The following is an 11649-nucleotide window of genomic DNA, read 5'->3' on the forward strand; positions in this document are numbered from 1 at the left end:
GTCGGCGCCTCCGCCAGGCTGACGGCGTCGGAATCTACGACTGAGGCCACTTGATCTGCCTTTCACGGATCGCCTGGTCGGCTTGCTCCTCGAGGTGCCACGGCAGCTCCTCGAAGACATCCTCGAACATGGTGTGGAACGGGTGGTGCATGCCGTGACCGAGGATGCCGTTCTTCTCGGCTTCCTTGGTCGCCGCCTTGACCTGCTCGGCTAGTGCCAGGTCCATATCCGTGTGCTGCTCTTCCGACCACTCGCCGAGCGCAATCAGGTGCTGCTTGAGCCGGTTGATCGGATCGCCGAGCGGCCATTCCTCCCGCTCCTGCGCCGAGCGGTATTGCGAAGGATCGTCGGAGGTCGAATGCCCCTCGGCGCGATAAGTAAAGTGCTCGATGAGCGTAGGCCCGTTGTTCGAGCGCGCGCGGTCGGCCGCCCAGCGGGTGGCGGCATAGACCGCCAGCGGATCGTTGCCATCGATGCGCAGCCCGGCGATCCCGTAACCGATCGCCCTGGCGGCGAAGCTGGTCCGCTCCGAGCCGGCGAATCCCGAGAAGCTCGAAATCGCCCACTGGTTGTTGACCACATTGAAAATCACCGGCGCGTTGTAGACGGCGGCGAAAGTCATACCCGAGTGGAAGTCGCCCTCCGCCGTGCTGCCCTCGCCCAGCCAGGTCGCGGCGATGCGGCTGTCATGCCGGATCGCGCTGGCCATCGCCCAGCCGACGGCCTGCGGCACCTGCGTCGCGAGGTTGCCGCTGATGGTGAAGAAGCTGTGCGCCCGGCTCGAATACATGATCGGCAGCTGGCGGCCCTTCAGCTTGTCGCCGCGGTTCGAGTAGATCTGGTTGATCATCTCGACCAGCGGATATCCGCGGGAGATGAGGATGCCCTGCTGGCGATAGCTCGGGAAGACCATGTCGTCGCTGGCGAGCGCGTGGGCGGCGGCGATGCTGGTCGCCTCCTCGCCGGTGCATTTCATGTAGAAACTGGTCTTGCCTTGCCGCTGGCCGCGATACATCCGCTCGTCGAACGCGCGGGTCAGCGCCATGTCGCGAAGCATCGCGCGCAGCTGTTCCGGCGCGAGGCGCGGGTCCCACGGGCCGTGCGCCTGGTGATCCTCGCCCAGCACACGGACGAGATCGGTGCACAGCGGGCTCGTTTCGCTCGCCGGACCGGTCTCGTCGGGACGCGGCTGGGCACCGGCCTCGGGCACCGCAATGTGCGAGAAGTCCACTTGGTCACCGGGCCGGTATTTCGGTTCGGGCACGTGCAGCGCGAGCCGCGGGCGGTTGTAGCCGACCCCCTCGCTCTGTCTCGCCATGATGGTCTCCCGTGAGTAACGATATTCTAACGGAGCGACATTTTATTAGCCAAAGGCCGCGCCGTCAACTTCGCTCGTCAAACGGCGACGGGAGCCTTCAGCGCGCCCTGCGGCGCGTAACCGGTGACCTCGAAATCCTCGAAGCGATAGTCGAAGATCGACGGCGGATGCCGCGTGAGCTCAAGCCGGGGTTCGCCCGAGGGTTCCCGCGCCAGCTGCGCCTCGATCAGTTCGGAGTGATTGAGATAAAGGTGGGTATCGCCGCCCATCCACACGAGTTCGCCGGGCTCGAGCCCGGCCTGCTGCGCGAGCATTCGGGTGAGCAGCGCGGCGCCGAACAGGTTGAACGGCAGTCCCAGCGCGACGTCGCAACTGCGCTGGTAGAGCGCGCAGGAGAGGCGATCGCCGGCGACGTGAAACTGGTAGGTCTTGTGGCACGGCGGGAGTGCCATCCTGTCGAGCTCGGCGACGTTCCAGCCTTCGATGATGTGGCGCCGGCTGCCGGGATTCCGGCGCAGCGACTCGACCACTTGCGCGACCTGGTTGATCCCCGGCCCGCGTTTGAATTGCCCGTCGCCCGCCGGTTCGTACGTCGGCCAGTCGACCCATTGCTGGCCGTAGACCGGTCCGAGATCGCCCCAACGCGCGGCGAACTCGACGTCCTCGACGATCCGCTTCTCGAATTCGGACTGCGTGATCTCGTCGCCGGTCTCGCGGCGATACTTCGCCAGCGGCCAGTCGCTCCAGATCGTCACGCCTTGGGCAAGCAACGAGCGGATGTTGGTGTCGCCGGTAAGGAACCACAGCATCTCGCGCGCTGCGGCTTTCCAGAATACCCGCTTGGTCGTGAGCAAGGGCATGCGCCCGTCCGAAAGGGTGCAGCGAAGCGTGGTGCCGAACAGCGCGCGGGTGCCGATGCCGGTGCGGTCGAGCCGCTCGTCGCCGTCGGTCCAGATGCGCCGCATCAGGTCGAGGTATTGCCATTCCCAGTGCTCGGGAGAGGAAGAATCGCTCGGGCGCGCGGCGCTGGCCATAGCGCGGCGCTACCACCGCAATTGCCCGCTTGCCACCCCGGACACCCCCAGCTATTGGGCCGCCTCTGCCTCGCCCCTGGGCCAAGATTCTGTTTGGCCCGGTTGGCATCGGTCGGGGAGTAGCTCAGCCTGGTAGAGCACTGTCTTCGGGAGGCAGGGGCCGGAGGTTCGAATCCTCTCTCCCCGACCAGTTTTCCGTGGCCCAAGACCGTCCGGGGGACGGTTTTGGCCGGAAAACTCCCAAGCGCAAGCGCGGGAGGACTTTAGCCGATGCCCCACAGGTTTCGACCGCAACATACTTGTAATACGCCGCCTCAGACGCCATTGGAGCCTCGCGGCTGGCGATCCCTCAAGGGACTCATGAACATCACCCATCCTTTCGTTGATGCGGACGGCGACAAGCTGCGCGAGGAGTGCGGGATTTTCGGCGTGATCGGCGCGCACGAGGCGGCCGCGGTCTGCGCGCTCGGCCTCCACGCACTGCAGCACCGCGGGCAGGAAGCGGTCGGTATCACCAGCTTCGACGGCGCCGAGTTCTTCACCCGCCGCGGGCTCGGCCATGTCGCCGACAACTTCTCGAGCGGGGATTCGATCGCCGAGCTGCCCGGTACCACGGCCGCCGGTCATGTACGCTATTCGACCACCGGCGGCGCCGGCTTGCGCAACGTCCAGCCGCTCTACGCCGAGCTCGCCAGCGGCGGGTTCGCGGTGGCGCATAACGGCAATATCTCCAACGCGGGGCACCTACGCGGCGACCTCGTCCGCCGCGGGGCGATCTTCCAGTCGACCAGCGACACCGAGGTGATCATCCACCTCGTCGCCACCAGCCGCTATCCCAACCTGCGCGACAAGATCGTCGACGCGCTGCGGCTGGTCGAGGGCGCCTACTCGCTGATCCTGATGACGCCGCAGGGAATGATCGCCTGCCGCGATCCGCTCGGCATTCGCCCGCTGGTAATGGGCGCGCTCGGCGATGCGACGGTGTTCGCCAGCGAGACCGTTGCGCTCGACGTGGTTGGCGCGAGCTTCACCCGGCAGATCGATCCCGGCGAGATGGTCGAGGTCGATTTCGACGGCAAGATCACCAGTCACCGCCCGTTCGCCCAGGTGGCGGCGCGGCCGTGCATCTTCGAACACGTCTATTTCAGCCGCCCGGATTCGATCTTCAACCAGCGCTCGGTTTACGAATCGCGCAAGATGATCGGGGTCGAGCTGGCCAAGGAAGCCCCCTGCGAGGCCGACCTAGTCGTGCCGGTGCCAGACAGCGGCGTACCGGCGGCGATCGGCTACTCGCAACAGTCGGGCATCCCCTTCGAGCTCGGCATCATCCGCTCCCACTATGTCGGGCGCACGTTCATCCAGCCGTCGGACAGCGCGCGAAATTCCGGGGTCAAGCGCAAGCACAACGCCAACCGCGCACTCGTCGAAGGCAAAAAGATCGTGCTGATCGACGATTCCATCGTCCGCGGCACCACGAGCCTGAAGATCGTGCAGATGATGCGCGACGCCGGCGCCAGAGAAGTCCACTTCCGCGTCGCCAGCCCGCCGACCGGGCACGGTTGCTATTACGGCGTCGACACCCCGGAGCGCTCGAAGCTGCTTGCCGGAAGGATGGACGTCGACGCCATGCGCGAGTTCATCCAGGCCGACAGTCTGGCGTTCGTCTCGATTGACGGGCTTTATCGCGCGGTCGGCCTGGCCGGGCGCAACGACGCCTGTCCGCAGTACTGCGATGCCTGCTTCACCGGCGATTACCCGACGTCGTTAACCGACCTGGGCGAGCGCCATAATCGCGAGGCGCAACTCACCCTGCCGGTCAATTCCAAGGTCGCCTGATGGCAGACGGACCGTTGGCGGACAAAGTGGCCCTGGTCACCGGCGCGAGCCGCGGCATCGGCGCGGCGACCGCGAAGGCGCTCGCCGCTGCCGGGGCGCACGTCGTGCTCACCGCTCGCACCGCTCGCGATCTCGAAGGCGTCGAGGAAGAGATCCACGCCGCCGGCGGCACGGCCACGATCGCGCCGATGGACCTGACCGAAAGCGACTCGATTGCCCGTCTCGCCAACGCGATCTCCGAACGCTGGGGCAAGCTCGACATCCTGGTGATCAACGCCGCCATCCTGCCGCAGCTCACCCCGGTCACCCAGATCGAGCAACAGTTCTTCAACCGCGCGCTCACGCTCAACGTGCTGGCGACCCAGGCGCTGCTGGCCAACTTCGATGCGCTGCTCAAGCGTTCCGAGGCAGGCCGGGTGATCGGGGTTACCAGCTGGATCGGCCAGAACCCGCGCGCCTACTGGGGCGCCTACGGGGCGACCAAGGCGGCGTTCGACAACCTGCTCGGGGCATACTCGCAAGAAGTCGAGAACATCTCGAGCGTCCGCGTCGCGATCGTCGACCCCGGCGCCACCCGGACGCAGATGCGCGCCCGCGCCTATCCGGGCGAAGACCCGGCAACCGTCAAGGCTCCCGAGGCCGTCGGCGAACGGATCGCCGCGCTCGCCGCCGAGGATTTCGCGAGCGGAACACGTATCCGGCTGGAAAATCTCGCTTAACCATTTCCGCTAAGGACCTGGTAAGCAACGCGGCGCAGTCTCCTCCGTGCATGGCCCCCGAACCGTGCGTTCAACGGTGTACCGAGAGACGCGTATGAGCTTGCAGAATGTCATGGGTCGCTACGAAATCGCGGCACAAGAGGACCGGAGCGCACCGCGCACCCGCCTCTCCATCCCGGCGCAGCTGCGCCAGTCGGGCGGACGCCCCTTCCAGACCGTCGTCAACGATCTTTCGCTGTCGGGCTTCTCGGCGACCGCGGTCAGCCGTCTGCACGTCGGCACGGTGTGCTGGCTGACACTGCCGGGCCTCGAAGCCCAGCAGGCCGAGGTGATCTGGTGGGAGGACAGCATGTGCGGTTGCGCTTTCGCGCAGCTGCTCAGTCCTATCGTTCACGACAATATCCTCACCCGCTACCGCGGTGACGGAGTCTACAAGGGCTAACCCTTCACCAGGGTCACCTGGCTGACGGTGATCCCGCCGCCGCGGAAGCCACCTTCGCAGTACATCAGGTAAAACCGCCAGAGGTTGCGGAAGCGCTCGTCGAAGCCGTCGGGCAGGCGGCCTTCGCGCGCGGCGGCATCGAAATTCTCCCGCCACGCCTTGAGAGTCTCGGCATAGTCGAGGCCGAAGTCCTCCTGGTCCTGCCATGACAGGCCGCGTGCCTCGGCCAGCGCGCGGAACTCGCTCGCCTTGATCAGCAGGCCGCCGGGGAAGACGTAGGCCTGGATGAAGTCGGCGTTGCGGGCGTAGCTTTCGAACAGCGTCTCGCGCATGGCGATGAACTGGATCGCCGCCCGGCCGCCGGGCTTGAGGTTGCGCGCCAGGCAATCCATGAACGTCGGCCAGTATTCGCGCCCGAGCGCCTCGACCATCTCGACGCTGACCACCGCGTCGTACTGCCCGGCGCAGTCGCGATAGTCCTGCTTGCGGAACTCGACACCCCCGTGGTGCTCGGCGCACCACGCCAGTTGCTCGTCCGACAGGCTGATCCCGGTGACGCGGCTGCCCCGCTCGGCGAGGAACGCGCTCAGCCCGCCCCAGCCGCAGCCGATCTCGAGCAGCGTTTCGGGTTTGCCGAAGCGATCCGCCAGGCGCGCCCACTTGCGCCGCTGCGCTGCCTCGAGCCCATCGTCGCCGCAGCGATAGGCGCTCGAATAGCTCATGCTCGGGTCGAGCCAGGCGCGGTAGAAGTCGTTGCCGAGATCGTAATGCAAATGGATGTTTCGCGCGGCGCCGGCGCGGGTGTTGCGGTTGAGCCAATGCGCGAAGCGAGACGCCACCCGCCAGGGCCCTTTGGCGCGGCCGATTTCGCCGAGTTCCTCGCCGTTGGCCATGAACAGCGCGAACAGCGGCACCGGGTCGGGGCTCACCCACTCGCCCGCTTCCCAGGCCTGGTACCAGCCCGACGATCCGCCGGTCGCCAGGCGGAGGAGAGCGCGCCAGTCCTTGAGATCGATCTCGGCGACAAATCCTTCAGCCCGCCCACCGAGCAGGCGGATCGTGCCGTCGGGGAGCCGAGCGAGGATCGAGCCGCGCGCTAGCCCCTTGTCGACTCGGTCGAGCATCTTGTGGAAGCCGCCGGCGAACAGGCGCGAGAACAGGCCCGGCGTAGCGCCGAACCGACGCCCGCCCGCGAGCAGCGCCCCTCCCCTCGCAGCCTCCCTGTTCATCGCTGCCGATATGACTCCGCTGGCGGCTGACGGCAAGAGATAGGAATTCGCGCGTGCGGAACCGACGCGCGCGTGGCAGGTAGCCCCACCATGCCGCTTCCGCCGCGAACCGTCACTCTTCCTGTCCGCGGCTGGCGGATTGACCGGCGCAAGGCGCTGGCAGTGGCGATGCTTTCGTGGGCCGGGTTCGCGTTTTTCGTCTGGCTGGTGACCACGGGCCGCGCCGTGGCGTTCGACAAGCCGGGGCTGCTGTTCTGGCGCACCGGCGCGGGGTTGGTGCCCAAAGGCCCGAAATACCTCCTCGAAGGAGTACGCGACCTGACCTCGCTCGGCGGCGTGCTGCTGCGCAACCTGGTCGCGCTCGGCGCGGTCGCGGGGCTGCTCTTCCTGCGTCTCAGGCGCGAGGCCATCCTGCTGGCGCTTACGGTAGTCGGCGCGTGGCTGGTCGAAGGCGTCATAAAGGGACTGGTCGGTCGCCCGCGCCCGGAGATCGTCCCGCACCTGACCGAGGCCGGCGGAGCGAGCTTTCCGAGCGGGCACGCGTTCAACTCGGCGGTGGTCTACATCGCCATCGCGCTTGCTTTCGCCACGCTCAGCGCGCGGGAATCGGTGCGGTTGACGGTGATCGGCACGGCGATCGTGCTGAGCCTGGTGATCGCCTGGAGCCGGGTCTGGCTCGGGGTGCATTTCCCCAGCGACGTCCTCGCCGGCTGGCTGGGCGGCGCCGGCTGGGCGTTCCTCGCCGCCGCGCTGCTACAGCGCCCGGCCGATGCCGCGGCCGACAGCGACGCCGCCGACAAGCTCGACCCGACGGTCCGTTGATCAGCAGCCCGGCGCGCCGGTCGCCACGGCGGCGGATTGGCCCAGGCGGCCAGTCCCGGGGCGGCCGCCAAAGCGCGCGTCCTGGTAGGTTACCCGCACGTAGCAGCGGTGGCGCTCGACCGCGGCCATCGGCACGATCGACCAGCGCCGGAAGCGGGCGAGATCGGGCCTGGTCCGCAACACCCGCCGGGCCAGCGGGTCGGTCATTCCGTCGGCGAGCGGGTCGGAGTAGTCGGTCAGGCTACTGAACGAAACCAGCGGGTCGTAATCGCCGCGCCAGATCGCGTGCTGCTGGCGCCAGATGAGGTTGCGCCGCCAGAACGCCAACGGTGGCGGCGAAGCAATCATCACCTCGGGCCGGGCGCGCGGCGCGGACTCGAGCGGCACCTCGTAGGAATGCGCGGTGAGCGCGCCGTTTGCCGTGATGTAGAACAACAGCGCGGCCGAGGCAGCGACGGCCGGGCGTCCCCAATCGCCCCTCCCGCGAGCCTCGCGGCGCCGCGAAAGCCAGATGGCGAGCCCGAGCCCGAGCCAGATCCACACGTCGAGGATGAACAGCGAATCGTTGTGGTACCAGCGCTTGTCGAAGGGCGCGAACAGCTGGATCGCATAGCTCGTCTGCCAGTCCAGCAGGGGGTGCGTGAGGCAGCCGATATAGCTCAGGGCGACGAGCCAGCCGAAGTGCATCGCCAGCCCGCTCTTGAACGTCTGCCCGCGCTTCTGCTGCCATCGGTCAAGCAGCCACAGGAGGCCCGCCAGGCCAAGCGGCAGCACCAGCACGCCGCCGAAGAAGCTGTGCGTCCACCCTCTGTGCGTCGCCAGCGACGGCCATGGCGCCCAGCCTAGAAACACGTCGATATCGGGCGCATTGGCGCCGAGGATCAGCGCCGCGAGCCCCTTGCGGCTCTTGCGCTTGAGCCCGGTCTGGGCAAGCGTCCAACCGACCAGGCTGTGGGTGATGTTATCCATCGCTAGCGCGTCCTGGACCGAGGTCGCGCCGAACCGATTCGTTCAGCTTCAAACCTGCTGAGCCGACGAAGTTGACACAGTTGACACAGTTGACACAGTTGACAGGGTCCAGGTTGAAAACCCGGAGATCTCAACGGCGCTGTAAGAGGCGTTCCCGTCCGTGCTCGCCCGATCTTCATGCCGGGACAGCTTGCACACTTCGGCTCTTGTAGGACAGCGCTTTTTCGCGCTCAGACCGGATCGGCAGCCGTCCCGCTCACCGTCCAGGTCTGCCCCTTGCCGAGCAGCTTGGCGAGGTTGGCTTCCTTGCCCTCGCTCGCCCTCGCCCGCTCCTCGATCACCGCGGCTTCGAAAGTCGGACGCGGGTCGTCGTAGAGGACGCCGAGGGCCATCGGGAAGGCGCCGAACGGCAGCTCGACCAGCATGTGCGCGATCGAGCGGTTCTTGACGTTGTGGACGATCACGCCGGCGGCCTGCCAGTCGCCGTCGACGACATCGACCACCCGCAGTTCGAGCGCCTCGCGGTCGAGGCAGATGCCTTTGGTGCCGCCGTCGAACAGCATCGGCTGGCCGTCCTCGAGCCATAGCTGGTGCGCCTCGGCGCCCTTGGGGGCGGCGAAATCGTCGAACACGTCCTTGTTGTAGACGATGCAGTTCTGGAAAATCTCGATGAACGCCGCGCCCTGGTGGGCGTGCGCGGCCTTGAGGACGTCGGGCAGGTTCTTCGACACATCGAAACCGCGCGCGACGAAGCGCGCGCCGCTGCCGAGCGCGAAGGCGCACGGCTGCGCCGGGCGGTCGAACGAGCCGAGCGGAGTCGAGGGCGACTTGGTGCCGAGGCGGCTGGTGGGCGAGAACTGGCCCTTGGTGAGGCCGTAGATCTCGTTGTTGAACAGCATGATCTGCAGGTTCACGTTGCGCCGGAGCACGTGCATCAGGTGGTTGCCGCCGATCGACAGCCCGTCGCCGTCACCGGTGACCAGCCACACGTCGAGGTCCGGGTTGGCAAGCTTGATGCCGGTGGCGAAAGCCGGGGCGCGGCCGTGGATGGTGTGGAAGCCGTAGCTCTCGACGTAATACGGGAAGCGGCTCGAGCAGCCGATCCCGCTCACGAACACCGTATTCGCCGGGTCACTGCCGAGCTGCGGCAGCGTGCGCTGCACCGCCTTGAGGATCGCATAGTCGCCGCAGCCGGGGCACCAGCGGACTTCCTGGTCGGTTTCCCAGTCCTTGAGCGTGGTCTCGATGGGGGTCATGTCGTTCATGGGTGATGCCCCTTCAAAGTACCATCGTCGTAGCCGGACTGCGGCTCGGGCAGTTGCGCCTTATTGGCCGGCACTTCCCCGCCTTCGTCGCCTTCGATGCCGTCGAAGTACTTGCCGATTGCGGCTTCGAGCTCGGCGATCTGGAAGGGCTGGCCGCTGGTCTTGGTCAGGCTCTGGGCATCGACGAGATACTGATCGCGCAGCACGGTCTTGAACTGGCCGGTGTTCATCTCGGGGACGAGCACGTGGTCGAAGCCGGCAAGCAACTCCCCAAGGTTCTTCGGCAGCGGCCAGATGTGGCGCACGTGGATGTGGCTGACCTTGCGGCCCTTCTCGCGCCAGCGGCGCACCGCCTGGCGGATCGGGCCGTAAGTGCTGCCCCAGCCGACCACCGCCAGCTCGCCGGTCTCGTCGCCGAGCGCGACCTCCTGGTCGGGCACGGCGACGCCGAGGACCTTGTCGCGGCGCAAGTCGGTCATTTTCTGGTGGTTGGCGGGCGAATAGTCGATGTTGCCGGTTTCGACATGCTTCTCGATCCCGCCGACGCGGTGCATCAACCCGGGGGTGCCGGGCTTGATCCACGGCCGCGCGCCCTTGGCGTCACGGCGGTACGGTAGCAGCTCGTCGTTCCCGTCGGCGTCCTTGGCGTTCTTTTCTTCAAGGAATTTCGCAGGAAACGGTTCGAAGCTCTTGGGATCGGGTACTTTCCACGGCTCGGCGGCGTTGGCGATATAGCCGTCGGTGAGCAGTATCACCGGGGTCATGTACTGGGTGGCGATGCGCACCGCCTCGATGGCGACTTCGAACGCATCGCTGGGCGAGCTGGCGGCAATCACCGGCAGCGGGGCGTCGCCGTTGCGCCCGTAGACCGCCTGGTAAAGGTCGCTCTGCTCGGTCTTGGTCGGCAGGCCGGTCGAAGGCCCCCCGCGCTGCGAATTGACGATCACCAGCGGCAGCTCGACCATGATCGCCAGGCCCATCGCCTCGGTCTTGAGCGCGATGCCCGGGCCCGATGACGAGGTGACGCCAAGCTGGCCGGCGTAGCTCGCGCCGATGGCGGCGCAGATGGCGGCGATCTCGTCCTCCGCCTGGAAGGTGGTGACGCCGAATTCCTTCATCCGCACGAGGTGATGCAGGATCGCGCTGGCGGGAGTGATCGGATAGCCGCCGAAGAACATCGGCAGCTCGGCCAGCTGCGCGCCAGCGACGAGGCCGAGCGAAACGGCCTCGGCGCCGGTGACGGTGCGGTAAAGCCCCGGCTCGTGTTCGACCGCCGGAATATGCGTCTGGTGCAGGTGTCCGCCGAGCTCCGCCGTCTCGCCATAGGCATGCCCGGCGTTGAGCGCGGCCACGTTCGCCCCGGCGATCTCGGGCTTGTTCTTGAACTTGGCCTCGAGCCAGTCGATCAGCGGTTGGCGGTCGCGGTCGAACATCCACAGCGCCAGGCCGAGCGTCCACATGTTCTTGGAGCGCAGCGCATCCTTGTTGCCGAGGCCGAACGGCTTGACCGCCTCGATCGTCAGCGCGCTGATGTCGAACGCCAGCACTTGCCAGCGTGCGAGGCTGCCGTCCTCGAGCGGGTTGCTCTCGTACTTCGCCTTCTCGAGGTTGCGCTTGGTGAACTCGCCGGTGTCGGCGATGATCAGGCCGCCGGGCTTGAGCGCCTCGACGTTGGTCTTCAGCGCCGCGGGGTTCATCGCCACCAGCACGTCGGGCGCGTCGCCGGCGGTATTGATCTGGCGGCTGCCGAAGTTGATCTGAAACGCGCTCACGCCGAACAGCGTGCCCTGCGGGGCGCGGATCTCGGCCGGGAAGTCCGGGAACGTGGCGAGATCGTTGCCGGCCAGCGCGGTCGACAGGGTGAATTGCCCGCCGGTGAGCTGCATGCCGTCGCCGCTGTCGCCGGCGAAACGCACCACGACAGCTTCGGGAGTGTGGGTATCGGCCGGTCGTTCGGCCGTTTGGGTTGCCATGGGCTGGTCCTGCACGCGCCTTGCCGGCGCTTTGTCTCCAAT

10 protein-coding genes and 1 tRNA gene are annotated in these 11649 nt (G+C 67.1%); 5 read left to right on the forward strand and 6 right to left on the reverse strand.

Annotated elements, in window-relative coordinates; translation table 11 throughout:
- Nucleotides 1–34: 34 nt before the first annotated feature.
- Both G7B69_RS05105 and thyA read right to left on the reverse strand, forming a co-directional pair.
- On the reverse strand, nucleotides 35–1318 hold the full coding sequence (locus G7B69_RS05105; RefSeq protein WP_166176754.1) for a 3-methyl-2-oxobutanoate dehydrogenase (2-methylpropanoyl-transferring) subunit alpha: 1284 nt from the start codon (nucleotides 1316–1318) through the stop codon (nucleotides 35–37).
- Between the two features lie 77 nt (nucleotides 1319–1395).
- The gene (thyA, locus tag G7B69_RS05110) at nucleotides 1396–2352 is read right to left on the reverse strand and encodes a thymidylate synthase (RefSeq protein ID WP_166176756.1); all 957 of its coding nucleotides are present in this window, start codon (nucleotides 2350–2352) and stop codon (nucleotides 1396–1398) included.
- Between the two features lie 113 nt (nucleotides 2353–2465).
- Here thyA and G7B69_RS05115 point away from each other — a divergent pair.
- From G7B69_RS05115 to G7B69_RS05130, 4 genes are all read left to right on the forward strand, one after another.
- A tRNA-Pro gene (locus G7B69_RS05115) sits at nucleotides 2466–2542 on the forward strand.
- Between the two features lie 170 nt (nucleotides 2543–2712).
- The gene (gene purF / locus G7B69_RS05120) at nucleotides 2713–4188 is read left to right on the forward strand and encodes an amidophosphoribosyltransferase (RefSeq protein WP_166176758.1); all 1476 of its coding nucleotides are present in this window, start codon (nucleotides 2713–2715) and stop codon (nucleotides 4186–4188) included.
- A complete protein-coding gene (locus G7B69_RS05125) occupies nucleotides 4188–4907 on the forward strand; it encodes an SDR family NAD(P)-dependent oxidoreductase (protein WP_166176760.1) in 720 nt (239 codons plus the stop codon). The genes purF and G7B69_RS05125 overlap by 1 nt, the downstream gene beginning before the upstream one ends.
- A gap of 112 nt (nucleotides 4908–5019) precedes the next feature.
- On the forward strand, nucleotides 5020–5349 hold the full coding sequence (locus G7B69_RS05130; protein ID WP_243415031.1) for a PilZ domain-containing protein: 330 nt from the start codon (nucleotides 5020–5022) through the stop codon (nucleotides 5347–5349).
- On the opposite strand, the gene G7B69_RS05135 is transcribed toward G7B69_RS05130, so the two are convergent.
- Nucleotides 5346–6578, reverse strand: coding sequence for an SAM-dependent methyltransferase (locus G7B69_RS05135; RefSeq protein ID WP_166176764.1), 1233 nt, complete (start codon nucleotides 6576–6578; stop codon nucleotides 5346–5348). The genes G7B69_RS05130 and G7B69_RS05135 overlap by 4 nt on opposite strands.
- Before the next feature lie 90 nt (nucleotides 6579–6668).
- Here G7B69_RS05135 and G7B69_RS05140 point away from each other — a divergent pair, with 90 nt between their 5' ends.
- Nucleotides 6669–7400 carry a phosphatase PAP2 family protein gene (locus G7B69_RS05140; RefSeq protein WP_166176766.1) on the forward strand — a complete coding sequence of 244 codons (732 nt, stop codon included), beginning with the start codon at nucleotides 6669–6671 and terminating at the stop codon, nucleotides 7398–7400.
- Here the strand turns inward: G7B69_RS05140 and G7B69_RS05145 are convergent, their stop codons facing one another.
- The 3 genes from G7B69_RS05145 to G7B69_RS05155 form a co-directional block, all read right to left on the reverse strand.
- Nucleotides 7401–8369 carry a metal-dependent hydrolase gene (locus G7B69_RS05145; protein ID WP_166176768.1) on the reverse strand — a complete coding sequence of 323 codons (969 nt, stop codon included), beginning with the start codon at nucleotides 8367–8369 and terminating at the stop codon, nucleotides 7401–7403.
- Between the two features lie 230 nt (nucleotides 8370–8599).
- Complete coding sequence (locus G7B69_RS05150) at nucleotides 8600–9634, reverse strand: 2-oxoacid:ferredoxin oxidoreductase subunit beta (protein ID WP_166176770.1); 1035 nt, start codon at nucleotides 9632–9634, stop codon at nucleotides 8600–8602.
- Nucleotides 9631–11607: a 2-oxoacid:acceptor oxidoreductase subunit alpha gene (locus tag G7B69_RS05155; RefSeq protein WP_166176772.1), complete on the reverse strand. Its 1977-nt coding sequence runs from the start codon at nucleotides 11605–11607 to the stop codon at nucleotides 9631–9633. The genes G7B69_RS05150 and G7B69_RS05155 overlap by 4 nt, the downstream gene beginning before the upstream one ends.
- Nucleotides 11608–11649 lie beyond the last annotated feature (42 nt).

The organism is Croceibacterium segetis (assembly GCF_011320115.1).
Lineage (GTDB): Bacteria > Pseudomonadota > Alphaproteobacteria > Sphingomonadales > Sphingomonadaceae > Croceibacterium_B > Croceibacterium_B segetis.